This window comes from Streptomyces sp. NPDC048516 (genome assembly GCF_043199875.1).
Taxonomy (GTDB): domain Bacteria; phylum Actinomycetota; class Actinomycetes; order Streptomycetales; family Streptomycetaceae; genus Streptomyces.
Genome location: NZ_JBICWS010000013.1, coordinates 209,705 through 233,982, shown reverse-complemented (window position 1 = coordinate 233,982; position 24,278 = coordinate 209,705). Strand labels below are relative to the sequence as shown.

Below are 24,278 nucleotides of genomic sequence, written 5' to 3'. Positions count from 1 at the left end.
CGGCCGGATTTTCGCTTCCTGGCAGCGGGCCGGACACGAGGACGGGACGAGCATGCGAGTGGGGCAGATACGCAGGCGGTGCAAGCGGCTCATCAAGGAGCTGGCGCTGCCCGCCACAACCGACCTACGGGGGATGTGCGAGATCGTCGCCGCACGGGTGGCGCGGCCCGTCCATCTGGTGCCGATGAGCCTGGGCGGGGTGGTCTCGGGGATGACGGCCGTCACCGACGACGGCTACTGGGTCTTCTACGAACTGAAGACCTCCCCCTGGCACCAGGCCCACATCGTGCTGCACGAACTGAGCCATCTCCTTCTGGGGCACGGCCAGGACCCCGCGGTCACCGAGGACGCGCTGAAGCTGTGGACGCCCTCGGTCGATGTGGCCACCGCCATGCGGCGCATGGGACTGACCATGGGCTTCGCGCGGCACCACGGCTATGACAACCTCGCCGAGCGGGAGACCGAAGTGCTCGGCACGCTGCTGATGGAACGGGTGGCGCCGTCCGCCGACGAGCACGAACTCCCCCTGGAGGGGCAGGCGGCCGAGCTCGCGGCGGCGCTCGGGCCCGCGCTGCAGCACCTCAGGCGGCGGGAGGAAGCGCCGTCCGGCGGTGCGGGCCACGACGGTGTCGGTGCGGACGCGGCGGGGGACGGGGGTCCGCGTGTTTGACGTCATCTATCTGTCGTTCGGCGTGGCGGCCTGGGCGATCGTCGGGTACAAGTCCCTGGCCTGGTTCCGCGACCGCAGCAATGCCGACCTGGGACTGGCCTGTGTGATGACCGGTGGCGTGGCCACGGTCTTCCTCTTCTCCGCGCCGAGCCTCTACCGCGCCTTCGACCGGCTGGCCGGCGTCGCCAACCTCGCCATGGTCTTCCTGTACTCCTCCGTCGTGGTGTTCGCCGCGGGCGCGCTGGTACTGCTGCTGCGCTGGACGGCGGGCGAGGGCGCGGCCGCGCGGGCCCGTGCGCGCACCAGAGCGCGCGCCGCCGTCGGGGCCGTGGCCGCGCTGTGGGCGGTGGCGGTCACCGGATTCGCGGTCGGCAGGCCGGACGCCGTCGAGCACCCCCGCGACTTCAGCACCGCCTACACCGACTCACCCGGAGTCATGCTCTTCCTGGTGCTGTATCTGGCCATCTTCGGCCTGAGCTCGGCAGCCCTGGGGACGCTCTGCCCGCGGCTCGCCGCCCGGCTCGGCACGACGTATCTGGCCCGCGGTCTGCGGTTGCTGGCCGCCGGCTGCTGGCTCGGCCTGGGCTACTGCGGCTGCAAGGTCATCGGCTTCGTCCTGTCCTGGACGGGCCACCCGGCGCTGTGGCTCTCCAACGGGGTGGCCCCGCTCAGCGCCTCGGTCGCGGCGCTCATGGTCCTCGCCGGATTCGCGCTGCCGGCGGCCGGCCCCCGGGTCGCCGCCTGGCGCCGGCTGCGCCGGCTCTCCCCGCTCTGGCGGACCGTCACCGCCCGCTCCCCGGAGGTCACGATGGAGGCCTCGGCGTGGGCCGTACGGTGGCCGTTCGCGGACCTGGAGTGGCGGGCCAACCGCCAGATGGCCGAGATCCGGGACGTACAGCGCGGCATCCGCCGCCATGTGGAGTCCGACGCCCTCGACATCGCCCGTGAACGCGCCCGGGCGGTCGCCCTGGACGACCGGCAGCTGGCCGCCGTCGCGGAGGCCGCCGCACTCCGCCGTGGTCTGGAGAACCGCGCGGTGGGCCATGTCCCCGCCCACGGGGCCGACAGCGTGGTGGTCTCCAGCGGCACGGAACCCGTCGAACTCGCGGCGGAGTACGAGCACTTGGCCCTGGTCGCGGACGTCTACCATTCGCCGTTGATCGAGACCGTGCTCACCGAGTTGAGGCAGCGGAGCGCACTGGCGCGCAACTGAGGAAGCACCACACAGACGGGGTGGCCCGGTACGGGGGTCCGGGCCGCCCGAACCACCCAGGCGGCACCGGTCCGGCGGATCGGTGCCGCCGCCGTCAGCCGGCGTGCGGGGGAGGGGACTTGGGCGGGCCGGCCCCGGCCTGCCGCAAGACGCAGGGCGGTAAGGGCCTAAGGTCGGGATCATGCCGAACACCGCCGATACCGGACCCGATGCCCCCCTCGACGTGACGCCGCTCCTCGACGATCCGTACGCCACCTACGCCGCGCTGCGCGAAGCCGGGCCGGTCCACCGGATCACCGGCCCCGACGGCAACCCCGCCTGGCTGGTGACCCGCTACGACGACGTCCGCCGGGGTCTCGCCGACCCCCGGCTCTCCCTGGACAAGCGCCACGCCGCGCCCGGCGGCTACCGCGGGTTCTCGCTGCCGCCCGCGCTGGACGCCAACATGGCGAACATGGACCCCCCGGACCACACACGGATCCGGCGTCTGGTGGCCAAGGCCTTCACCCCGCGCCGGATCGAGGCGCTGCGGGCGCCCGTACGGAAAATCGCCGACGAACTGCTGGACGCGATGGCGGAGCGGGGCCGTGCGGAGCTGATCGCCGACTATGCGGGGCCGCTGCCGATCACCGTGATCTGCGATCTGCTCGGCATTCCGCACCGTGACCGCCGCGACTTCCTGGCCTGGTCGGACGCGCTCATCACACCGGATCCGAACCGCCCGGAGGCGATGAAGGAGGCGGTCGGGGCGATGCTGGAGTTCTACACCGGCCTGATCGCCGCCAAGCGCGCGGAGCCGGGCGACGATCTGCTCTCGGACCTGATCGCGGTACGCGATGAGCCGGGCGCCGGGGAAGCGGGCGGGGAGGGGAGCGAGCGGCTCAGCGAGGACGAACTGACCTCGCTCGCCTTCCTCATCCTCTTCGGCGGATACGAGAACACCGTCCACCTCATCGGCAATGCCGTGCTCACCCTGCTCGACCACCCCGACCAGCTCCGCCGGCTGCAGCACCATCCGGCCGAACTGCCCGCCGCCGTGGAGGAGTTCCTTCGCTACGACGGGCCCGGCCCGCTGGCGCTCCGCCGCTTTCCCAAGGAGGACGTGGAGATCGGTGGCGTACGGATCGCGGCCGGGGAGAGCGTGTTGCTGTCGATAGCGTCCGCGAACCGCGACCCGGCGCGCTTTGCGGATCCGGACACTTTCGACCGCGGCCGGGACCTCTCGGGGCACCTCGCGCTGGGACACGGCATCCACTACTGCCTCGGTGCCCCGCTGGCCCGTATGGAGGCGGCCATTGCCCTGGAAGCGCTCCTCGACCGCTTCCCTGGGCTGCGTCTGGACGTCCCGCGTGGCGATTTGCGGCATCGGCGGTCCCTGCGGTCACGTGGCCTGATTTCGCTCCCCGTCGCCTTCTGAACGGCGAACGAACAAGTTTTTGAGGCATAACCGTTCGCTCATGAGGTAGAAAGGTCTCTGAGACCCGCCCGGTGTGCATCCCCCGTCGCACCGGGCGGGTCCTTCTTTGCAGCCGTTGCAGTTGCGACACGCCGGGTGCGCGGTACACCGCGTGGTCCGTCTGGCTCAACTGTGCTGCGGGCCGCGGCACCGCTTCTTAGCGTGTCGGCATGGCAATTGACGCGCGAGTGTCCCAGAAGGCAGCGGCGATGACACTGATCGCCGTCGCCGGTGTATCGCTGACGTCCATACCGGCCACGGCACACGGCTCGACGGCGCGTCAGCCCGCCGCGGCCGGTGCCGGGGTGCAGGCCGTCGCCGCCCCCGGCGCACCGAGGCTGCCCGGTGGTCTGTCCGCCCTGTCCTGGATGGTGGCCGACGCGGACACCGGCAGCGTGCTGGCCGCGAAGAACGCCCACCGCAAGCTCCCCCCGGCCAGCACCCTCAAGACGCTGTTCGCGGTCACCGTCCTGCCGAAGTTCCCGTCCGGCTCCGTACGCCGGGTCAGCTCGGCGGACCTGAAGGGCATCGGGGCCGGCAGCAGTGTCGTCGGCGTCAGGGAGGGGCGCCGCTACACCGTCGCCGACCTGTGGCGCGGGGTCTTCCTGCGCTCCGGCAACGACGCGGTGCACGTGCTGGCCGCGATGAACGGCGGCTGGCGGACCACTGCACAGGAGATGCAGGAGACCGCCCGCAAACTCGGAGCGCGCGACACCACCGTCAAGTCCCCGGACGGCTATGACGCACCCGGCCAGGTGTCCTCGGCGTACGACCTGACCGTCTTCGCCCGCGCCGGACTCGCCAACGACGACTTCGCCCGCTACTGCGCCACCAGCCGTGCTGCCTTCCCCGGCCCCGGCGGCACCTCGATGATCGAGAACACCAACCGGATACTGGTGGGCTCGCACGGGCTGTCCCGCTACCCCGGCATCATCGGCGTCAAGAACGGCTACACCAGCAAGGCCGGCAACACCCTGATCGCCGCCGCCCGGCGGAACGGCCGCACCCTGCTGGTCACCGTGCTGAACCCGCAGTCGAACGTGAGCAACGCCGTCTACAAGGAGGCCGGTTCGCTGCTGGACTGGGGCTTCGACACCGCAGGAAAGGCCCAGCCGGTGGGCACCCTGCACGCCGTGCGCACCCCCGACGACGGCGGTGCGCCGCTTCGCCCGGTGGCCGCCGACATCACCGGGGCCGCGGCACACGGCGGTCAGCCCAGGCGCTCCACCCTCGTCCTGGGCGCGGGCGGCGCCGGCGTCGCGGCCCTCGGGCTGGGCGCTCTGCTCGGCCGGTGGCGCCAGGCTCGCGGGCGCCGCAGGCAACGGGCGGCGTAGACCCTTTGGGCCGGTGGCCGGTGGCCGGTGGCCGGTAGCGGGTAGCGGCCGGCCCGGGCCCGTGGCTCCGCTCGTCCCGGCGGAGCCCGGCGTCAGCCGCCCGCGCCGGGGCGGTCGCCGGTCCTGTTGCCGGTGGGGCGGTTCCCGGTGTCGTTCCCGGTGCCCTGCCCGGTGGCGCACAGCCGGGGCGCGGTCCGTGCCGCCGGTACGGCCTCCCCGGTGCCGGTCAGCCGTCCGGTCAGCTCCCCGGCCCACGACACCAGTCCCGCGATATCGATCCCGTAGGGGGCGGCGTCCGCATACGGCGCGATGGCCGCCGCACCCCGGTCGAGCAGTGCCGTGCCGCCCACGGCATTGCCACGCGCCGCATGGGTGAGGCCCACCGCGAGCTGGGCGAGCCCCCGCCACAGCTCCCGCTCCGCCTCCGGAGCCGCCTTCCAGGCGTCCTCCAGTACCTCATGGGCGTGGAACGGCATCCCCTCGTCGAGCAGTCGCTGAGCCTCGGCCAGCGACTGCGCGGGCGTACGGGGCACCCCCTCCGGCTGCCGTGCCACGCCCGGGGAGCCGTACGGCAACGGCCGGCCGAGGCCGTCGCGCGGGCGGGCGTTGCGGGCCCGGCCCTCCTCGTCGCGATCCCGGCGGGGGGCCCGCCGGCCGGCGGCGGATGGGCCCGCCGCGCTCGGCGCCGCCTCCGTCGTCGTGCCGTCGGGCCCGGCCCCGCAGTGTTCGCAGACCGCGCTGCGGGGCCGTTCGCGGATCCGGCCGCAGGCGTCGCACACCTGGTCCAGCCAGCAGGCCGGGTCGCCGCCCTCGTGCGGCGCAAGCGCGCCGGGCTCGCGGGAGGTGCCGGGCTCGCGGGAGGTGCCGGGCTCGTCGTGGGGTCGCTCCGCGTCATTCACCCTTCGATTGTGCGCCGTGCGCGGGTCCCGCGGCGCGGGAGGGGTGCCCGACCCGCTCCCGGCTCAGTCCGGGTCGACCTCGTAGAAGCAGAAGTGATCTTTGATCCGCGCCACCTCGGGGCGTGGTTCCGGGTAGGCCCATGCGATGTCCTCCGGCCCGTCGGGAAGCGACCAGTAGAAGGCGGTGCCCTTGAAGGGGCAGACGGTGTGCGTCTCGGACGGCGTCAGCAGGTCGGTGCGGACGTCCTCGGGCGGGAGGTAGTAGCGCACGGGGTAGCCGGTCTCCTGGAGGAGGAGCGGGCGGCGGCTGTCGGCCAGCAACCGGCCGTCGACCGTGACGCGGACTCGGTCGGTGCCCTGCCTGACCTCGATGTGATGGCCCTTGGTGGCGGTCATGGTGGCTTCCCCTCGGTGAGTGGTGAAGATCCTCGCTCCTTCCAGGATGGCACCGCAACGATGGGGCGGGCCCGGCCGGCGGAGGCACGTGGCGGAGGGGCATGGCGGCGGGGTGCGGCGGAGGTAGATGACGGAGGTGTGTGGCGGAGGCACGGCCGGGGGGCCACGGCGTCGTCCCGGCCGTGCCTGCGGTCGTCCTCACCGGCGCGGCTGCACCGCGCGGATCCCGTTGCCCGCCCATGGGGGCGCCGGAGCCAGGAGCCCGGCGAAGTACTCCCGGCTCGCGTCGGGCAGGGGTGCCGCGCTCCCGGCGGCCTGGTCGACATGCAGGGCGAACAGCTCCTCGGTGGCCACCGCCGAGCCCGACGGCGCACCGGTGAACATCTCGTGGACGAGGCGCAGTTTCCCGTCGTCCACGCCCAGCACGGTCGTACGGACGGTGAGTTCGCTGCCGCGGGCGACCTCGTGGAGATACCGGACGTGGGCCTCGACCGTGTACAGGGAGCAGCCGGTACGGCCCCGGTAGGCCGCGTCGAGGCCGGCCGCGTCCATCAGGGCATCGGTGGCGAAGCCGAAGACCAGGACGTAGTAGGCCTCGCTGAGGTGGCCGTTGTAGTCGATCCAGTCGTCCCGGACGGTCTGGTGGAAGAGCGGGAGGCCGCCCGCGGTGTCGGCGGTCATCGGCGGGTGCTCCCCAGCCGGCCCGTGGCGCGCAGGACGTCGATGACGCCCTGGTCGCGTTCGGCGACCAGGTCCGCGTACGTACGGCCGCCCGCCGCCTCCGCACACCCGCCGACCATGGCGCCGCGCAGCTCGCGGTCCAGCTCGGGAGCCGCCAGCCGGGTCCACGGCGACTTCAGGGACGGGCCGAAGTGGTCGAGCATATGGGCCATCCCGCCCTCGCCGCCGGCCAGCGCGAAGGTCAGACAGGGGCCCATGAAGGCCCAGCGCAGCCCCGGGCCCTCGGTGATCGAGGCGTCGATGTCCTCGACCGAGGCCTCGCCGTTCGCGACCATGTGCAGCGCCTCGCGCCAGAGTGCTTCCTGGAGGCGGTTGGCGATGAAACCGGGCAGCTCGCGGTCCATGGTGATCACGGACTTGCCCGCCAGGTCGTAGAAGCGCGAGGCCCAGGCGACGGCCTCCTGGTCGGTCCGCTCGCCGCCGACGACCTCGACCAGCGGGATGAGGTACGGCGGGTTGAAGGGGTGGCCGACGACCAGGCGGCCGGCGTCCTCGGCCGCCGTCTGCATATCGGTCATCGGGTAGCCGGAGGTGGAGGAGGCGATGACCACGCCGGGCCGGGTCGCGGCGGCGAGCTCGGCGAGCAGGGAACGCTTCAACTCCAGGTTCTCGGGGGCGCTTTCCTGGACGAAGTCGGCGTCGGCGACCGCCTCGGTGAGGGTGGGGGCGAGGGTCAGCCGGTCCGGCGAGGCGCCGTCGGCCAGGCCTATCTGTTCCAGCGCGGGCCAGGCGGCGGCAACCAGGCGGCGGAGCTTGTCCTCGGCGTCGTCGGCCGGGTCCCAGGCGGCGACGTCGTAGCCGCGGGCGAGGAAGTGGGCGACCCAGCCGCCGCCGATCACTCCGGCGCCGATACAGGCGATACGGCGTACGTCCTCGGGGGCACAGGGGGCACAGGGGGCACAGGCTGCGGGGGTGGTTTCGGGCATGGGGAAGCGACTCCTGGTGGAGAGGAGGGGAGAAGGGGAGAGACGCAGAGGCGGAGCGAGGAAGGCAAGGCGAGGAAGGGAAGGCGAGGGAAGGGAAGGCGAGGGGCGCTCAGCCGCGCGGCTTGAGGCCCAGGCGGGCACGTGCCCGGTCGGGGGTGGCGACCGTGGCTCCCAGCAACTCGGTGATCCGGACGGCGCGTTCGACGAGCTGGCCGTTGGTGGCCTTGACGCCCTTGCTGAGGTAGAGGTTGTCCTCCAGGCCGACCCGTACATGGCCGCCGAGGAGGATCGACTGGGCGACCCACGGCATCTGCATGCGGCCGAGCGCGAAGCTCGCCCACTGGGCGCCCTCGGGCAGCAGGTTCACCATCGACTGCAGGACGCCCGGGTCGGCCGGCGCGCCCCACGGGATGCCCATGCACAGCTGGAAGACCGTCGGGTCGTCCAGCAGCCCCTCGGCCAGCAGCCGCTTGGCGAACCAGAGCTGACCGGTGTCGAAGATCTCCAACTCGGGCCGTACCCCGAGCTCCTGGATGCGCCGGGCGCCCGCCCGCAGCATGTCGGGGGTGGAGACGTAGAGGTTGGAGCCGTCGCCGAAGTTGAGGGAGCCGCAGTCCAAGGTGCAGATGTCGGGCAGCAGTTCCTCGACGTGCGGCAGCCGCTCCAGGCCGCTCACCAGGTCCGTACCGGGCAGTTGCCGGAGCGGCCGGGCGGGGTCGATCACCAGGTCGCCGCCCATACCCGCGGTGAGGTTGATGACGACGTCGGTGCCGGTCTCCTTGATCCGCTCGACCACCTCGGCGTACAGCCGCGGGTCGCGCGACGGGGCGCCGGTCCCGGGGTCGCGTACGTGGATGTGCACCACCGCGGCGCCCGCGGAGGCCGCCTCGACGGCCGACGCGGCGATCTGCTCGGGCGTCACGGGGACGTGCGGGGAGCGGTGGACGGTGTCGCCGGCGCCGGTGAGCGCGCAGGTGATGATGACCTCGTTGTTCACGGGGGTCCCTTCGATGGGGTGTCGTGCCTCGTGTCGTGCCTTGTGGTGTGTCTCGGGGCCCGGTCCGGTGGGCGGCGGGTGAGCGGTAGGGGATCGGCGGGTGGGCGGCGGGGGAGCGGCGCCCTCAGCCGGCGGGGGCGGCGGTGAGTTCGCTGTCGACGAAGGCGAGCAGGGCGGCGTGCATGGTGTCGGGGCCGGTGCTGTCCGGCGCGGTGGCGAGCACCTGGGTGGCCAGGCCGTCGATCAGGGCGGTCAGCCGCAGCGCGGCGAACTCCGGATCGACGGCGCGGAAGACGCCCTGGCCGACGCCGCGGCGCACGACGTCGGCGACGGTGGTGCGCCACTGCCGGTAGTAGTGCTCGTGCAGCCGCCCCACGGCGGTGGAGCGGGCGGCCTGGGCCCACAGATCGAGCCAGACCAGCCACTGCCGGCGCTGCTGCTCGGAGCGCGGCGTCTGCAGCGCGATCAGATGCAGCAGCTCGCCGCGGGCGTCGGGGGCCGCGGCCAGGCCCGCGGCGCGGCGTTCGGTGTCCTCGTCCATGCACCAGCGCACGGCCGCCTCCAGCAGCTCGTCACGGCCGGGGAAGTGGTAGTGCACCGCGGCCGGGCTGGTACCGCAGGCGGCGGCGATATCGGCGACCCGTACGCCGTGGAAGCCGTGCTCGGCGATCAGCCGGACGGTCTCCCGCACGATCTGCAGCGGCCGGCCGCCCTCGGGGACGGCCGCCGGCGCGCGGTCCGGCGCTGCCGAGGGCCGCTCGGGGGCGCCGAGCAGCCAGCCCGTGCCGACCTCGCCGATGTCGGCGATACGGACGATCTCGGCCAGGGTGAAACGCCGGGTGCCCCCCAGTGACCTGGACAGTTTCGACGGGTCCATCACGATCCGGCGGGCGAATTCGCGGTGGCTGCAGCCGATCCGGCCGATCACCTCACGGACACGGTCCGTGACCTCTCCGGCGTCGTCGGTGACCCGGGTTCCGGCGGTGTCCTTCATGGTCAGGGACCGTAACAGCGCGTTGAGAACATCGCAACGGATCGGCGAGAGCGAAGTCCCGGGAATGTGCGGGCCCAGTGGGCTTCGAGGGAAGGTGTTGCGGGAGAACTGATGGATGAGTCAGTGCGATGGCCGAGGCCGCCGAAGCGGGGGAGGGGGAAGCGGCCGGACCCGCCGCAATCCGGGTGAATGTGGCAAAGTGACGACATGGCTGACCGGGGAGCGAAGAGGCCCACCGTGTCGGTGCCGGACGACTGGCCCGCCCACCCGGACCTGACCCTGGCCCTCAACGGCATGGGCGGCTTCGACTGGGACCTCGACAGCGGGCTGATGCACATGGACGCGCCCGCCCTCGAGGTGTTCGACATGCTGCCGGAGGAGTACGACGACCGTCCGGCCACGCTCGGCTGCCGCGTCCCGGCCCATGAGGCGGCCCGCCTGGACGCCCTGGTCGCACGGGCGCTCAAGGACGGCAGCGACTCCTACGGCGCCTACTTCCGGGTCCGGCTGCGCGACGGCGAGCTGCGCTGGACCCACAGTCAGGGCAGCATCCGCCGGGACGGCACCGGCAGGCCACGCCGCATCATCGGCGTGGTCCGCGACGCCAGCCACGAATACACCCATGCGGCGGAGCGGCTCGCCGTCGACGAGGAGCGCCGCCGGCACACCAGCGTCGTCGAGCGCACCACCGCCGCCCTGGCACACGCCAGAACGGTCGGCGAAGTGATCGCCGTGCTCGCCGACGAGCAGGGGCTGAGCCGGCTGGGTGCCGAGAACGTGATCCTCGGGCTGGTCGAGGCGGGGCGCATCCGGCTGGTCTCCGAGGGCAAGGCGGGCAGCTTCGTACCCGATCTCGAGTACACCCGGGTGGGGGACGAATTCCCGATGAGCGAAGTGGTCCGCACCCTCACTCCGCGTTATGTGGGCAGCCGCGCGGAATTCAAGCGCAACTACCCACGGCTGTGGCCGGCCATCGAGCCGCTCAACGTCCACTCGGCGGCCTACCTGCCACTGATCGCACAGGGCCGCCCGATCGGCGTGATCGGCCTCTTCTTCGAGCGGGAGAGCGACTTCCGTGACCAGGAGCGCAACGTCCTGGTGGCGCTCGGCAGCAGCATCGCGCAGAGCCTGGCCCGCGCCATGCTCTACGACCAGGAACACGATCTCGCCGCCGGTCTCCAGCAGGCCATGCTGCCGCGCCGGATCCCCGGCGTCGCCGGTGCGCAGATCGCCGTCCGCTACCGCTCCGCCCGGATGGGCCGGGACATCGGCGGCGACTGGTACGACGTGATTCCGCTGCCCGACGGCCGGGTCGCCGCCGTCATCGGCGACGTCCAGGGCCACGACACCCAGGCCGCCGCGCTCATGGGCCAGCTGCGCATCGTGCTGCGCGCCTACGCCTCCGAAGGGCACGCCCCGGCCACCGTCATGGCCCGCGCCTCCGCCTTCCTCAACGAGCTCGACACCGACCGCTTCGCGACCTGCATCTACGTCGACGCGGATCTGAGCACCGGCGCTGCCCGGATCGTCCGGGCCGGCCATATCGACCCGCTGCTGCGGCACGCCGAAGGGATCTGCCGCAGGCTGCCGGTGGCCGGCGGGCTGCCGCTCGGTATCGCCTCCGAATTCCGGCGGCTCGACTACCCGGTCACCACCGTCCTGCTCGCCCCCGGCGACACCCTGCTGCTGTGCACCGACGGCATCGTCGAACAGCCCGGCACCGACCTCGACGACGGGATGCGCCACCTGGCCCGCGAGGTCCGCCAGGGCCCCCATGACGTCCAGCAACTCGCCGACCGGCTGTGCGAGTCGGCGGACGAGCGGACCGGCGAGGACGATATGGCGCTGCTTCTGCTCCGCCGCCTCGGTGCCCCCGAACACGACATCGTCGGACGCTTCCGCCAGCACATCGCGCCCGCCGACCCCGAAGGCCTCTCCGCTGCCCGGCACATGATCCGGGCCGCGGTACGCGCCTGGGGCGCGGCGGAGCGATCCGAGGAGATCGAGCTGGTCGCCGACGAGCTGATCACCAATGCGCTGCTGCACACCGACGGCGAGGCCGTGGTCAACATCCGCATGCCGCACAGCGTCGGGCGGCTGCTGCGGCTGGAGGTCGAGGACCACTCCAGCAGTCTGCCGCGGCGCCGCGAGCCGGGGGAGGCCGGTGTCTCCGGCCGCGGGCTGCTGCTCGTGGACCGCCTGGCCGATGTCTGGGGTGTGGAACCGCGCGGCAGCGGAAAGTGCGTATGGTGCGAGTTCAACTGCTCCTGACCGGGAAGGCGTCGCACCGTACCGGGAAGGGCACCCAGCGCGAACGGGCGCCGAGGCATCGGCATGGTCAGTGAGGACGGCTCTATGGGATCGCGGGCTGCACAACAGCGCCAGGAAGCCCGCCAGTTGGCGGCACGTCTCTCCGCGGAAGGCGTCCGGAACGTGGCGCTGACCTGGGTGGACAATGCGGGCATCGCCCGCGTCAAGACGGTGCCGGCCGAACGGCTCGCGGCCGCGGCGGAACGCGGAGTCGGGATGTCGCCCGTCTTCGACGTGTTCACCTCGGACGACGCCATCACCGCCTCCGACCACCTCGGCGGACCCGATGGTGACCTGCGGCTCTTCCCCGACCTGGACCGGGTCACCACGCTCGCCGCACAGCCCGGCTGGGCCTGGGCGCCGGCGGACCGCTACGACCAGCTCGGGCTGCCGCACCCCGCCTGCCAGCGGCAGTTCGCCCGGCGGATGACGGAGCGGGCGGCCACCGCCGGCCTGGAGTTGCGGATGGGCTTCGAAACCGAGTGGGTGGTCACCCGCGCCCCCGCGGGGCACCAGGCCCCCACCGGGGACGAACCGCTCGACTACCCTTGCGCGGGCCCCGCCTACGGCATGACCCGGGTCGTCGAACTCTCCGATTACCTCCGCGATGTCACCGAGGCGCTGAGCGTCCAGGGCATCGACGTCCTCCAGCTCCACCCCGAGTACGCCCCCGGCCAGTTCGAGGTCACCACCGCCCCCGGCGATCCGGTCCGCGCCGCCGACGACGTGGTGCTGGTCCGCGAGACCATCCGCGCCGTCTCCGTCCGGCACGGACTGCGTGCCTCCTTCGCCCCGTCGTTCGTCGCCGGGCAGGTCGGCAACGGCTGCCACCTCCACCTCGGCCTGTATCGCGACGGCACCAGCCTGCACCGCAGCCCCGACGCCCCCTGGGGCCTGGCGCCGGACGCGGTGGCTTTCCTCGGCGGCGTCCTCGGCGCCCTGCCCGCCCTGCTCGCCATCGGCTGCCCCTCACCCGCCAGCTACCTGCGGCTGCAGCCCTCCCATTGGGCCGGCGTCTACCAGTGCTGGGGCGTGGAGAACCGGGAGGCGGCGCTGCGCCTGATCACCGGCGCCCCGGACGACGCGGACGGCGGCCACGCCGAGATCAAGACGTTCGACGCCGCCGCCAACCCGTACCTCGCGGTCGGCTCGGTCATCGCCGCCGGACTGCACGGCGTCGACTCCGCTGACCGGCTGCCGGAACCGGAGACCGGTGACCCGGGGGTGCTCGGCGTCCGCGAGCGCGCCCGGCGGGGCATCGTCCGGCTGCCCGCCACCCTCACCGAGGCGGCCGACCGGCTGGAGAAGTCGGCCCCGCTGTACGAGGCGATGGGCGAGGTGCTGCACGGCGCGGTGCTCGCCGTCCGGCGCGCGGAGGAGGCCCACTTCGCCGAGAGCGAGGACGACGAGATCGCCGCGGCCACCCGCTGGCGCTGGTGAGGCCCGCGGACGCGGTGGGAGGCGGCCCCGGCGACGGCCTGCCGCCGCTGGTGGACCACCACTGCCACGGGGTGCTCCGGCACGCCCCGGACCCCGGGACGTTCGCCGCCTACCTCACCGAGTCGGACCGGCCGCCCGCCGCGGGCACCACCTTCTTCGACACCCAGGCGGGCTTCGCGGTACGCCGCTGGTGCCCGCCGCTGCTCGACCTGCCGGCGCACTGCCCGCCCGACCGCTATCTGGCCCGCCGCGCCGAACTGGGCCCGGGCGAGACCCGCCGCCGTCTGCTGCGTGCCACCGGCATCGGCGCCTACCTCCTGGACACCGGGCTGCCCGGCGAGCTGACGGGCCCGGCCGAGACCGCGGAGGACGGGGGCGGCGCCGGCTTCGAGGTCGTACGGCTGGAGACACTGGCCGAGCGGATCGCGGCCGGCTCCCGCGACGCAGAGGAGTTCACCGAGGCCCTGGCCCGTGCGGTCCGGGACGCCGCGCGCACCGCCGTCGCCTTCAAGTCAGTCGCCGCCTACCGCCACGGTCTCGCCCTGGACCCCGCGCCGCCCGCCCCGGGCGCGGTGCACACCGCCGCCCGCTCCTGGCTGGCCGCCGCGGCGCCCCGGCTCACCGACCCGGTAGTGCTGCGCCATCTCGTCCAACTCGCCGTTGCCACCGGCCGCCCCCTCCAGCTCCACACCGGCTTCGGCGACCCCGACCTCCGGCTCGACCACGCCGACCCGGCGCTGCTGACCGACCTGGTGCGGGCCACCGCCGGCACCGGTACGGACCTCGTGCTGCTGCACTGCTACCCGTACCACCGCCAAGCCGCCTACCTGGCGGCCGTGTTCCCGCACGTCTACGCCGATATCGGGCTGACGCTCACCCACACCGGCCCGCGCGCCGCGGCCGTGCTCGCCGAATTCCTGGAGCTCGCACCCTTCGGCAAACTGCTCTTCTCCACCGACGCCTACGGCCTGCCGGAGCTGTATGTCGTCGGCAGCGCCCTGTTCCGGACCGCGCTGGCGACCGTCCTCGGCGACTGGACGGCGTCCGGGGCGTGGTCCGACGAGGACGCCCGGCGGGTGGGCGCGATGATCGCTGCGGACAACGCCCGTCGGGTGTACGGCCTTCCGGACGGCTGACCGGGCCGGCAGAGGCGGACGAGCGCGCACGGCCGGACGAAGCCGCCAGGGCCGGACGAGCCCGTCAAGCCCGTACGCACCGAGCGTGCCGAACGCCGGGCGGGTAAGGGGCGATCGGGCCGGGCGCCGCTTCTTCCCTGCCGTCCGCCGCGCCCCTGCCACGTGCTTTACTGCGCCGCGTGGCCCCTACAACGACCCCCGGGAAGAGCGACATATCCCCGCGCTCCCGAATACTCGCCGATCTGACCCCGCTGCGCCTCTCCCCGGACTACCGCCGCCTGTGGTGCGGCAACACCATCTCCTGGATGGGCCAGCAGATGACCGCGCTCGCGGTCTCCTTGCAGGTCTACACCCTCACCCACTCCACCTTCGCGGTCGGCCTGGTGGGCCTGTGCTCACTCGTCCCCCTGGTCGTCTTCGGGCTGTACGGCGGCGCCATCGCCGATACCGTCGACCGCCGCAAACTGGGCCTCTACAGCGCCACGGGCGCCACCGCGATGTCCCTCACGCTGGCCACCGCCGCCCTGGCCGGATACCACCGGGTCTGGCTGCTCTACACCGTGGTTGCCTTCCAGGCCGTCTGCTTCGCGATGAACTCGCCGGCCCGCTCGTCGATGATCCCGCGGCTGCTGCCCACCGAACAGCTGCCGGCCGCCAACGCCCTCAACTCCCTGACCAGCAACCTCGGTCTGATGGGCGGGCCGATGCTGGGCGGGGTCATCGTCGGTCTGTGGGGTTACCAGGCCGCCTACCTGATCGATGTGGCGGCCTTCAGCGGCTCGCTGTACGCGATGTGGCGGCTGCCGTCCATGCGGCCCGAGCAGGGGGAGGGCCCACGGCGCCGGGCCTTTGTACTGGACGGCCTGCGCTTTCTCGCCACCCGGCCTAATCTGCGGATGACGTTCTTCTCGGACCTGGCCGCGATGGTGCTCGCCCAGCCGCGCGCCCTGTTTCCCGCGGTCGCGGTGGTCTGGTTCGCCGGGGACGCCAAGACCGTCGGCCTCCTGGTCGCCGCGCCCGCGGTGGGCGCCGTACTGGGCGGGTTGTTCTCCGGCTGGCTCGGCGGGATCCGCCGGCACGGCCTGGCCATTCTGATCGCGGTGGCCGCCTGGGGCGCGGCCATCGCCTCCTTCGGCCTCTGCCGGCAGCTGTGGCTCGGCCTGTTCTTCCTGGCCGTGGCCGGTTGTGCGGACACCATCTCGATGGTGTTCCGCAGCACCATGCTGCAGGCCGCGACACCGGACGCGATGCGCGGCCGGCTCCAGGGCGTCTTCATCGTCGTGGTCGCCGGCGGGCCGCGGCTGGGCGACTTCCTCGCCGGGTCCATGGCCGATCTGACCTCCCCGGCCACCGCGGTCATCGGCGGCGGCCTGGCGTGTGTCCTGGTGGTGACCGGCCTGGGCCTCGGCCGCCGCGCCTTCGCCCGCTACGACGCACGGGATCCGCAGCCTTAGGGGCGCGCCAGGGGGTGCCTCCGCGCTCAGGCCGGCTCAGGGAGGTGCCCCCTCGGGTCGGTCCGGTCGACGACCTCACTGATCGGCGGCGGACGGAATCCAGCAGCCGCCCCGACCCGCCCGGACCTGCGCTACATCTTTTGATGCATCACCACTGCACCCTCAGGCATGCTCCGGGACACCCCGGCCGGGTGATGCGCCCGCATTCCTGAGCGACCTACGTTTGAGGCATTACTGATCAGATGCGAGGAGACAGGTGACATGCACGTGCCTCATGCAACCGATTCCGAAGCTCAGAGCGTGCAAAGCGAATACCCGGAATTCCCCATGCCCCGGTCCTGCCCGATGCGAATACCCGGAGAGTACGCGCAGCTACGTGCCGAGGCGCCCATTTCCAAGGTGACTCTGCAGCACGGAAGCACTGCGTGGCTGCTGACCCGGCAGGAAGACATCCGAGAATTCCTCGTCCATCCCCAGGTGAGCACGGACCGCCTGCACCCCGGCTCTCCCCTGCAGGTGCGCCTTCCCGTCGGGGTGCCGAAAGAACGACTCGTCGGCATGGTCGGGATGGACGGCCCGGAGCACATCGCGCGACGCCGGCTGGTTCTCCCGGAGTTCACGGTCAAACGGATCCGGCAGATGCGGCCACGCGTCCAGGAGATCGTGGACACATGCCTCACGTCCATGCTCGACGCCGGCCCTACGGCGGACCTGATCGAGGCCTTCGCCGCCCCGGTGCCCTCGATGATCGCCTGTGAACTGCTGGGAGTGCCGTACGCGGACAACGCGTTCTTCCTGGCCAAGACGGCGGTCATCCTCTCCCGCAACGCGACCCGGGCGGAGCAGGAGAACGCCTACGCCGAACTCCTCGACTATCTTGAGGTGGTGGTCTCCGACAAGGAGCGCGAACCGTCGGACGACCTGATCGGCCGGCTCATCAGCAACCTCCGTGCATCGGGAGCCTACGACCGGGACCTCGTCCTCGGCATGGCCAGGCTGCTCCTCGTCGCCGGTCACGAGGCGACGCCGAACATGATCGCCCTCGGCACGATCGGTCTGCTGGAGCATCCTGACCAACTGGCGGAACTGCGGGCCGACCCCGGCCTTGTCCCGCAAGCTGTCGAGGAGTTGCTGCGCTATTTCAGCATCTCGGACCAGGCCACTTTCCGTGTCGCTCTGTCCGATATCAAGATCGGCGGCGTGACGATACGGGAAGGTGACGGCGTCCTCGGGCTCAATGCATCGGCCAATTGGGACAGTGAATTCTACGATAATCCAGAAGTTCTGGACATTCATCGTGACGTGGGCCGTCATCTGGCATTCGGCTACGGCCCGCATCAATGCATCGGTCAGAACCTTGTCCGGATGAACCTGGAGGTCGTCTTCAGCACCTTGTTCGCCCGTGTTCCCGGTCTGCGCCTGGCAGTTCCCGCGACAGAACTCCCGCTGAAGAACGATCAGATCGTGTACGGGGTTCATGAACTGCCCGTCACCTGGTGACCTGGAGGACATGTCATGCGGATCACCATCGACCGGGAAGCCTGTGTCGGATCGGGCCAGTGCGTGCTCATCGAGCCTGCCGTTTTCGACCAGAACGACGACGACGGTCTCGTCGAACTGCTCGACGAAGGACCTCTGGCGGACACCCTCGGTACGGTCGAAGACGCTGTTCAGCGCTGCCCCGCGGCCGCCCTCCGCATCAACCCGGACTGACCGGGCGCGGCTCGCCGAGGGCGGGCAGCCGAAGGATCTCCGACCGGCCGCGGCACGGCGCGGCACACGGCACGGCACGGCTCGGGAGACGTCTGCCCCCGGCGGGCGGTCGTCACCCGGTCGTGGAACCGCCGGACCAAAATACCGGAGGACCAGGAGAAGAAGGCCGGCACCGGGCCGGCGCTGCGGGGGTGTGCGCCGGCTGTCCGCCCGGCGTTGTGTCACTGTGAAGATTTTCGAGGAGCACCATGACGGGGACGCCAGAAACCACCACTGCACAGACGGTGCAGCACACCGACCGGGCAGCGCCGCGGCCCGGTGCCGGGCGGAGCGCCGGACGCCTGCTGACGGCGGTGCCGCCGCCGGCGCTCATCCTGTGCGGAATGCTCTTCCGGCAACTGGGTGCCGCACTGGCCAAGCCGTTGTTCCAGGTCGCCGGGGCGTTCGGAGTGACGACGCTGCGGCTGGTCTTCTCCGCCCTGGTCCTCTCGGTCGCGTGGCGCACGTCCCTGCGGGTCGGACGGCGCGCTCTGCCCGCCGTGTTCGCCTGCGGAACGGTGCTCGCCGGGATGAACTTCGCCTTTTACCAAGCGCTGGACCGTATCCCCATGGGCGTCACCGTCGCCATCGAACTGCTGGGACCGCTGGCCCTTGCCGTCGTGAGCTCCCGTCGCTGGTCCGATGCCGCGTGGGCACTCCTGGCCGCCGTCGGGGTGGTACTGCTCACCGAGGTGGACGGCGGCCTTTCCTGGGTCGGTGTCGCCTTTGCGCTGATCGCCGCTGGGTGCTGGGTGGGGTACATCCTGCTCGGGGCGAAGCTCAGCAGCCGTACCAACGACGGCGCGGGCCTGGCCCTGGCCATGGTGTGGGGTGCACTGCTCGCTCTCCCGGTGGGCTTCGCCGACGCCGGAACCAGCCTTCTGCAGCCGCACGTGCTGGCCATCGGCTTCTGTCTCGCCCTGCTGTCCTCCGTGGTTCCCTACTCCCTGGAGTTCAGGGCCCTGCGGCAGATACCTCCGCGGGTTTTCGGAGTGCTGATGAGCCTGGAGCCGGCGATCGCCGCCCTGGTCGGTCTCGTGGTCCTCTCCCAACAGCTCGGCCCCAGCCAATGGGTGGCGTTGGGCTGTGTGGTGGCCGCGTCCCTGGCAGTGGTGACGAGGAATCAATGACATCGCCGTACGGCTTCGTGCCGGCCCCGCCGGACGCCGGACGCCCCGCCAGGCCCTGTCCTCCCGCATACCGCCGGTGGTGCCACCCCCGGGCACGCCGCGGCCGGCGACTGGGCGCGACGGCAGAAGAGAGGCTCAATGAATTCCCGTGATCAGCCGCAGTTTGACGCCGGTGTGCACGGCCTCCATACGCGATCCGACATCAAGTTTCACATAGATGTTGGAGAGATGTCGTTTAACTGTCCCCTCCGTGACACACAGAGACGAAGCGACCTGCGCATTGCGGAATCCGCTGGAGACGAGTTGCAGAATCTCTTTCTCCCGAGCCGTAAGGGGGTTCTTCGTGGGAAACCTCAATTGCTCGGCCACCCCTCTGGAGAAGGAGATGAACATGCGGTCCCCGTTGCTCACTATGGCCCGTACCGTCTCGAACAGCTCCTCACGCGTCGAATCCTTCGAGACGCACGCGTGCGGCCTTACGGACATCGCCAGCTCCATCAAGTGCGCATCTTCATGCGGGGTCAGCATCACCAAGCGCGGGGCCATGGGCTCTTGGTGAGCCGTCCGTACGGCCCCGACTTCCGGAAGCTCGGCATCGATGAGCACAACTTCGGGGCGCTCCCTGCGGATGAGCGACAGGGCCTCGAGCCCATCGTCGGCCTGACCCACCACCTGGATTCCCGGCTCCGCCGTACAAAGCGCAGACAACCCTTCACGGAATAGTTCGTGGCTGTCGGCGACGACTAACCTGAACTGCGCAACCACGGCTCTCGACTCCCCCGTAACAGCGACTCCGCGTGAATGCATACCTCTTGATCATCAGCTAATCTACGGCGGTTCCGGGCGGGCGTCAACGCTGGGCAGAGCCGGGACGCAGTGGCTGAAAATCAATTTCCGCTCGTTCGCAGAGCCCGAGTTCAAAACCAGAGTAATCGTGAGTTACCGCAGAATAGAGACCGCTTTGGCCGCGGGGCGAGCTCCCGCCGGGCGGAACGCGGCGGTGGCCGAGTCGTGCCCTTTCGGGCACCACCACACCCCTGTTCCGGCCGCGTCCGTGACGGACCTCACGCCCTGCGAGGACAGAGGTGCGGCGGAGCGCCGAGGGCCGATTCCCGCGTGCGCGGAGCAAGGGGCGGGTCTGTTTCCGCAGCTCGCCGGTCGCCTTGCGACCCGACAGGTGGACCGACCAGCGGGCTCACAGCGGGATATGGACGTCGCTGGTGGGGACGGCGCAGCACAGGAGCGCGCAGTCGGGCTTCGGAGGCAGGGCGGGCGGCGTGGTGTAGGTGACGCTTCCGCTGCTGAGGGGCTGTTGGCAGAGGTGGCAGGCGCCGACCCGGCATCCGGACGGGGCCGGTACCCCCATTTCGTCGGCAAGGTCGAGGAGCGTTCCGTGGTCCGGTGTCCAGTGTGCCTGGCGGTCGCTGACGGTGAACGACACGCGGAACGGTCCGGGGAGCGGGGGCTTGGGCGGGGGCAGCGGAGCGCGGGGCGAGGCGAAGATCTCCTGGTGAACCGCCTCGGCGGGCAGCCCGCGGCGTATCAGGCCGTCCCGAGCGGCCTCCATGAACTTCGGGGGTCCGCAGAGGTAGGCCGTCGCCGTCGGAAGGTCGAGCAGCGGTGTGGCGACGGCGCCGAGATCGGGGCGACCGGCTGTGGCGTTCCACCGGGTGAGGTCGCCTTCGTCGGGGTGGGTCAGGAACAAACGGGCGCGCCCTTGAGGCAGCGCGGAGATCAATGCGAGGGCTTCCTCCCACAGTGCGAGCCCGCGGCCGCTGCGGGCGGTGTGGCAGAGCACGAGGGGACGACCGGGGTCTTCCTGGGCTGCGGCCTGCAGAAGGGCGAGGGTCTGGGTGATTCCGATTCCGGCGCCGGCCAACAGCAGCGGTGGGAGGGAGCCGGGACCGGATCCGGGCTCGGCGGTCAGGGACCCGTGCGGGCCGGAGACGAGCAGCGTCGTATCGAGGCGGGCGTGGCGGTGCAGCCACGGTGACATGCGTCCGCCGGGATGCCGTTTGACGCTGATGCGCAGGTCGCCGTGGTGGCTGCCGGAGATGGTGTAGCAACGCCAGACCGGCCCTCGGTCGTCGGTGAGGTGGATACGCAGGTGCTGTCCCGGGCTGTGGGGGCCGCGGAGTTGCTGCAGCGGATCGCGCAACCAGAGGCTCACCACGTCGTCGCTCTCGGCCTCGTACCGGACGACGCGGGCAGGCCGGGGCCACTGCTCGGGCGGCAGCCCCGTCGTGGGCGGCTGAGGTCTGCCGCGGTGCCGGAAGCGGATCAGCCGGTCCCCGGTGCGCAACGCCCCGGGGGAGACGACGCGGGCCCGGACGCCGCAGAAGAGATGCCCGAAGTGGATCATCAGCGAGGCGGGAATGTTGAGGTCCACCTCGTGGGTCACGGGGTTGACGCAGGTGGCCCGGCACCGGTTGATCGGGTGCAGTACCTCGAGTTCCGCCTCGCCGAGCGCGATACGTTCGCCGGGGAGGGACATCTCCGCCCACGCACCGAGTCCGGCCAGGTAGACGTTGCCGCGGAAGCGCAGCGGATCGACCGGTGTGCCGACCGCGTCAGCCAGGGCGTTGACGGTGTCCAGGTTGATCAGCGAGACGGTGCCCTCCCGGTCGTCCCAGTAGCCCCGATCGGCGCGTACCAGCTCCGGTCCGCCATGGGGGCCGGCCGGTAGCCAGTGGCGCAGCAGCGCATCGGCTTCCTTGCGGCTCTCCGGCTGATCCAGCGGTACGGTCACCGGGCCCTGATCCATGGGGTGCAGGGTGACGGTGGCGGCGGTGTCGTCGTAGGCGGCTCTCAACCGCAGCAGGTCGGTGTTGGTGGTCAGCCGGGCGAAGGTTTCGGTGGGAGCCCATCGCCCCGCCTGGGGCGCCGGACACTGCCCGTTGGCGATGGCCAGCACGCGGTCCCCCGGCAGTCCGAGTCCCGGGCGCAGCCACGCGCTGGTGATGTCCTGCCCGGCGCAGCCCTTGACCGGATACCGGACCAGTCGTCGCACGTGCACTCCGCTCACCGGATGCCATTCCCCTTCCATCGACGCTGGGCGTTGCCCGCCGGCAGGGCCATCCGCACGGACCAAGTCCGGTCGGCACCAGCCTGCGCCCGCACGCCTTCGATGTCCACGGGAAAGCCGCTTTCGGGGCACGACACCGGCTCGACACGGCGCCCCCGCACGGCCGGAAACCGTCGACGCGTGTCATGGCGGCCCGTACACGCTGGAGGGGAAGGCAGTGCACGGCCGGACGAGACGAGCGGAGCCGAAGTGGACCGGCTCCATGTCCTCGGGCTCGGCGACCCCGACTCCCGGCGGGCACGCACCGAGCGCCGGTCGCGGAACGCCGCGGGGTTCCGCGGGCGTGCCGTGGCGCAAAGCCACGAGGTGGCAGGCCCGGGCGGCATTCCGGTGGTCCGGTGTCAAGTTGCCCTGGCCTGTGCGGCGTTCGGCGGGCGCCGCGCGTGGGAGGGACGCGCGGCCCACTCGCCAGGGCCTGTCGTCACAGTCCCTCGTCACAGTCCCGTCGTCCGCCCGCGGGGCGGACGGGGCCGTGCCGGCAGGCCCTGGAGCAACGCCGGGGTCAGGTCCGGCTCCTCGAAACCCTCGTCGTCGAAGGGGTAAAGGGGCCGCAGCACCTTGTGGTGCCCGAGCCGCAGCAGATCCTGGTCCACCCCGCCCGGGGTGAGGGCGAGCAGCCAGTCCGCCGCCATGGCATGGAGCTCGGGCTCCAGGTAGCCGATCTTGACGACCACCAGGTCGTAAGCCAGCGGGTCCAGCGACCCGAAGTCCGCACGGGTGTGGAACGGCCGGCGGCGCTCGGTCAGCACCACCGTCACCCCGCCACGGGTGACGGCCGCGGACCGGCCGGACCCGTCGTAGGCCGGATTCCCCCGCGGCCCGCCGGAGCCGGGAGCGGCCCCGTCCTCCAGGGCGGTGACCGTGCCGGTCAGCTCGTAGGGTTCCGCATGCGGACCGGTACCCGCACTGAACCGGCCGCCCACAGCGAGCGTGACCTCGCCGCCCACTCCGGCACCGAAGCAGACGGCGACGGCCTCCGGGTCGGTGATGCCCGGGTGCAGCGCGGTGACCCGTCCGCTCGCCAACTCCTCGTCGGCCAGCAGCCGGCCGAGCATGTAGGCGAGGTCGCCGGCCCCGCCCGCGGTGGGGTTGTCGCCGGAGTCGCTGATCAGGAACGGGCGGGCCGAGGAGGCGACGGCACGGGCGATACAGCTGTCCGCATCGCCCGTCGGGCCGGCGAAGACGAAGTCCCGGCGCGCGTCCCAGTACGCGCGGGCCAGTGACCCGGCCTGTGCCACGGCGAGTGCCGCATCGTCCGCGGTGACCACCACCGCGGCCCGGCAGCGCTGCTCGTCGGCCCAGGCGTACCCCACCCAGAGCGCCGCGTCCACGACCCCGTCGACGGCCTCGACCGAGGCCAGCCGGCCGTAGAGCGATCTGGCCGGCTCCAGCCGGGTGCTGGTCTTCTCGCCGGGAAGGAGCACCGGAATCTGCACCCAGGCCCGGTGCGGGCGGCCCGTCCCGTGCACCAGCCGCTCCACGAGCTTGCGTGCGGCCCGCTCCCGGGTCTCCCAGGCGTCCTCGTGCGGGGCCATCCGGTGCGCGGTGAGCAGATCGAGCTGCGCGGCGAAGCGCCGCGAGACATTGCCGTGCAGGTCCATGGCGGCCGAGATCAGGGTGCCGGGGCCGGTCGCGGCCCGTACCGCGTCCGTGAGATCGGCCTCCGCGTCGTCCAGTCCGACCACGCTCATGGCGCCGTGGATGTCGTACACCAGCCCGTCCAGCGGGCCCGACTCCCGGATCCTGCCGGTCAGTTCGGCCTTGATGCGATCGTACGCGGTGCGCTCGACCGGCCCGCCGGGCACCGCGACGGCATGCACCAGCGGCACCCACTCGACGGGCCCGGCCGGCCCGGCGTCGGGCCGGGTCCAGGTGTAGCGGTCCAGCAGGGCGCGCCCCCGGGTGATGCGGAAGTCGTCGTAGGCCGAGCGGTGCGGGCAGAACTGGCTGGACTCGATGGCCATTCCGCCGATGCCGATGCGGATACGGCGGCTGGTCGGTGAGGTCATGAGGCACACCTTCCGGGGGTGAGGGGGCCCGACCGGGGCTTGCGGCCGAGCGGCAGGCGGTCGTGCCCGGCGGCAGCGGCAGGCCAAGGCGGGTCCGTCGGCAGCGCCCGACCGAGGGCGGTCCGTCCGCGGCGCCGCAGTGAAGGAAGGGTTCCCCGGGGCAACTCGGTTCGCCGATCGCAAGGGAGGCAGGGGGCAACTCGCCAGCAGTAGACCGCAGTCGGCGTGGTTTCGCCAGGGGGCCTTGACTTCCTTTCCCGGCCCTCCGTACTTTGCTCGCACTCTCGACCGGCGATATCCCGGAGGCGGTATGGGGCTGCGCAGTACACGCATTCG

General features: G+C 71.9%; 20 protein-coding genes. 11 read left to right on the top strand and 9 right to left on the bottom strand.

What is annotated here, in order from left to right; all coding sequences use genetic code 11:
- Positions 1–58: 58 nt before the first annotated feature.
- The 4 genes from ACGFR7_RS25360 (at position 59) to ACGFR7_RS25345 (ending at position 4,673) form a co-directional block, all read left to right on the top strand.
- On the top strand, positions 59–670 hold the full coding sequence (locus ACGFR7_RS25360; RefSeq protein WP_393323550.1) for a hypothetical protein: 612 nt from the start codon (positions 59–61) through the stop codon (positions 668–670).
- Positions 663–1,883 (top strand): MAB_1171c family putative transporter, encoded by a 1,221-nt coding sequence (locus ACGFR7_RS25355; protein WP_393323467.1) that lies wholly within the window; start codon positions 663–665, stop codon positions 1,881–1,883. The genes ACGFR7_RS25360 and ACGFR7_RS25355 overlap by 8 nt, the downstream gene beginning before the upstream one ends.
- A 181-nt stretch (positions 1,884–2,064) precedes the next feature.
- A complete protein-coding gene (locus tag ACGFR7_RS25350; protein WP_393323464.1) occupies positions 2,065–3,300 on the top strand; it encodes a cytochrome P450 in 1,236 nt (411 codons plus the stop codon).
- 209 nt (positions 3,301–3,509) lie between these two features.
- A complete protein-coding gene (locus ACGFR7_RS25345) occupies positions 3,510–4,673 on the top strand; it encodes a D-alanyl-D-alanine carboxypeptidase family protein (RefSeq protein WP_393323462.1) in 1,164 nt (387 codons plus the stop codon).
- Positions 4,674–4,765: 92 nt separating this feature from the next.
- Here the strand turns inward: ACGFR7_RS25345 and ACGFR7_RS25340 are convergent, their stop codons facing one another.
- The 6 genes from ACGFR7_RS25340 to ACGFR7_RS25315 form a co-directional block, all read right to left on the bottom strand.
- Entirely contained in the window at positions 4,766–5,431 is a 666-nt protein-coding gene (locus ACGFR7_RS25340; RefSeq protein ID WP_393323547.1) for a DUF309 domain-containing protein, read from the bottom strand.
- A gap of 204 nt (positions 5,432–5,635) precedes the next feature.
- Positions 5,636–5,968 carry a DUF427 domain-containing protein gene (locus tag ACGFR7_RS25335; RefSeq protein WP_393323459.1) on the bottom strand — a complete coding sequence of 111 codons (333 nt, stop codon included), beginning with the start codon at positions 5,966–5,968 and terminating at the stop codon, positions 5,636–5,638.
- Positions 5,969–6,166: 198 nt separating this feature from the next.
- Positions 6,167–6,649 (bottom strand): thioesterase family protein, encoded by a 483-nt coding sequence (locus tag ACGFR7_RS25330; protein ID WP_393323457.1) that lies wholly within the window; start codon positions 6,647–6,649, stop codon positions 6,167–6,169.
- Positions 6,646–7,635, bottom strand: coding sequence for a 3-hydroxyacyl-CoA dehydrogenase NAD-binding domain-containing protein (locus tag ACGFR7_RS25325; RefSeq protein ID WP_393323454.1), 990 nt, complete (start codon positions 7,633–7,635; stop codon positions 6,646–6,648). The genes ACGFR7_RS25330 and ACGFR7_RS25325 overlap by 4 nt, the downstream gene beginning before the upstream one ends.
- 109 nt (positions 7,636–7,744) lie before the next feature.
- Positions 7,745–8,632 carry a 3-keto-5-aminohexanoate cleavage protein gene (locus ACGFR7_RS25320; RefSeq protein ID WP_393323452.1) on the bottom strand — a complete coding sequence of 296 codons (888 nt, stop codon included), beginning with the start codon at positions 8,630–8,632 and terminating at the stop codon, positions 7,745–7,747.
- A 124-nt stretch (positions 8,633–8,756) separates the two neighbouring features.
- A complete protein-coding gene (locus ACGFR7_RS25315) occupies positions 8,757–9,626 on the bottom strand; it encodes a TetR family transcriptional regulator C-terminal domain-containing protein (RefSeq protein WP_393323449.1) in 870 nt (289 codons plus the stop codon).
- Between the two features lie 207 nt (positions 9,627–9,833).
- Between ACGFR7_RS25315 and ACGFR7_RS25310 the strand changes: the two genes are divergently transcribed.
- The 7 genes from ACGFR7_RS25310 to ACGFR7_RS25280 all read left to right on the top strand — a co-directional run bounded on the left by ACGFR7_RS25310 (position 9,834) and on the right by ACGFR7_RS25280 (position 18,848).
- Positions 9,834–11,897, top strand: coding sequence for a SpoIIE family protein phosphatase (locus tag ACGFR7_RS25310; protein ID WP_393323446.1), 2,064 nt, complete (start codon positions 9,834–9,836; stop codon positions 11,895–11,897).
- 84 nt (positions 11,898–11,981) lie between these two features.
- Complete coding sequence (locus tag ACGFR7_RS25305) at positions 11,982–13,376, top strand: glutamine synthetase (RefSeq protein ID WP_393323443.1); 1,395 nt, start codon at positions 11,982–11,984, stop codon at positions 13,374–13,376.
- A complete protein-coding gene (locus tag ACGFR7_RS25300) occupies positions 13,370–14,512 on the top strand; it encodes an amidohydrolase family protein (protein ID WP_393323545.1) in 1,143 nt (380 codons plus the stop codon). Before ACGFR7_RS25305 ends, ACGFR7_RS25300 begins: the two co-directional genes overlap by 7 nt.
- 179 nt (positions 14,513–14,691) lie before the next feature.
- Positions 14,692–15,966, top strand: coding sequence for an MFS transporter (locus tag ACGFR7_RS25295; RefSeq protein WP_393323440.1), 1,275 nt, complete (start codon positions 14,692–14,694; stop codon positions 15,964–15,966).
- Positions 15,967–16,266: 300 nt separating this feature from the next.
- Positions 16,267–17,466, top strand: coding sequence for a cytochrome P450 (locus tag ACGFR7_RS25290; RefSeq protein WP_393323437.1), 1,200 nt, complete (start codon positions 16,267–16,269; stop codon positions 17,464–17,466).
- Positions 17,467–17,481: 15 nt separating this feature from the next.
- Positions 17,482–17,679 carry a ferredoxin gene (locus ACGFR7_RS25285; protein ID WP_393323434.1) on the top strand — a complete coding sequence of 66 codons (198 nt, stop codon included), beginning with the start codon at positions 17,482–17,484 and terminating at the stop codon, positions 17,677–17,679.
- Positions 17,680–17,927: 248 nt separating this feature from the next.
- A complete protein-coding gene (locus tag ACGFR7_RS25280; protein WP_393323431.1) occupies positions 17,928–18,848 on the top strand; it encodes a DMT family transporter in 921 nt (306 codons plus the stop codon).
- A gap of 135 nt (positions 18,849–18,983) precedes the next feature.
- On the opposite strand, the gene ACGFR7_RS25275 is transcribed toward ACGFR7_RS25280, so the two are convergent.
- From ACGFR7_RS25275 to ACGFR7_RS25265, 3 genes are all read right to left on the bottom strand, one after another.
- A complete protein-coding gene (locus tag ACGFR7_RS25275; protein ID WP_393323429.1) occupies positions 18,984–19,613 on the bottom strand; it encodes a LuxR C-terminal-related transcriptional regulator in 630 nt (209 codons plus the stop codon).
- Between the two features lie 430 nt (positions 19,614–20,043).
- A complete protein-coding gene (locus tag ACGFR7_RS25270; RefSeq protein ID WP_393323426.1) occupies positions 20,044–21,858 on the bottom strand; it encodes an MOSC domain-containing protein in 1,815 nt (604 codons plus the stop codon).
- Positions 21,859–22,367: 509 nt separating this feature from the next.
- Positions 22,368–23,942 (bottom strand): M81 family metallopeptidase, encoded by a 1,575-nt coding sequence (locus tag ACGFR7_RS25265; RefSeq protein ID WP_393323423.1) that lies wholly within the window; start codon positions 23,940–23,942, stop codon positions 22,368–22,370.
- Positions 23,943–24,278 lie beyond the last annotated feature (336 nt).

Bases quoted from the DNA above. Each gene is read 5' to 3' on its own strand.
- ACGFR7_RS25280 (WP_393323431.1), top strand. From the start codon at position 17,928: ATGACGGGGACGCCAGAAACCACCACTGCACAGACGGTGCAGCACACC.
- ACGFR7_RS25265 (WP_393323423.1), bottom strand. From the start codon at position 23,942: ATGACCTCACCGACCAGCCGCCGTATCCGCATCGGCATCGGCGGAATG.
- ACGFR7_RS25315 (WP_393323449.1), bottom strand. From the start codon at position 9,626: ATGAAGGACACCGCCGGAACCCGGGTCACCGACGACGCCGGAGAGGTC.
- ACGFR7_RS25335 (WP_393323459.1), bottom strand. From the start codon at position 5,968: ATGACCGCCACCAAGGGCCATCACATCGAGGTCAGGCAGGGCACCGAC.
- ACGFR7_RS25330 (WP_393323457.1), bottom strand. From the start codon at position 6,649: ATGACCGCCGACACCGCGGGCGGCCTCCCGCTCTTCCACCAGACCGTC.
- ACGFR7_RS25305 (WP_393323443.1), top strand. From the start codon at position 11,982: ATGGGATCGCGGGCTGCACAACAGCGCCAGGAAGCCCGCCAGTTGGCG.
- ACGFR7_RS25345 (WP_393323462.1), top strand. From the start codon at position 3,510: ATGGCAATTGACGCGCGAGTGTCCCAGAAGGCAGCGGCGATGACACTG.
- ACGFR7_RS25325 (WP_393323454.1), bottom strand. From the start codon at position 7,635: ATGCCCGAAACCACCCCCGCAGCCTGTGCCCCCTGTGCCCCCTGTGCC.
- ACGFR7_RS25285 (WP_393323434.1), top strand. From the start codon at position 17,482: ATGCGGATCACCATCGACCGGGAAGCCTGTGTCGGATCGGGCCAGTGC.
- ACGFR7_RS25310 (WP_393323446.1), top strand. From the start codon at position 9,834: ATGGCTGACCGGGGAGCGAAGAGGCCCACCGTGTCGGTGCCGGACGAC.
- ACGFR7_RS25350 (WP_393323464.1), top strand. From the start codon at position 2,065: ATGCCGAACACCGCCGATACCGGACCCGATGCCCCCCTCGACGTGACG.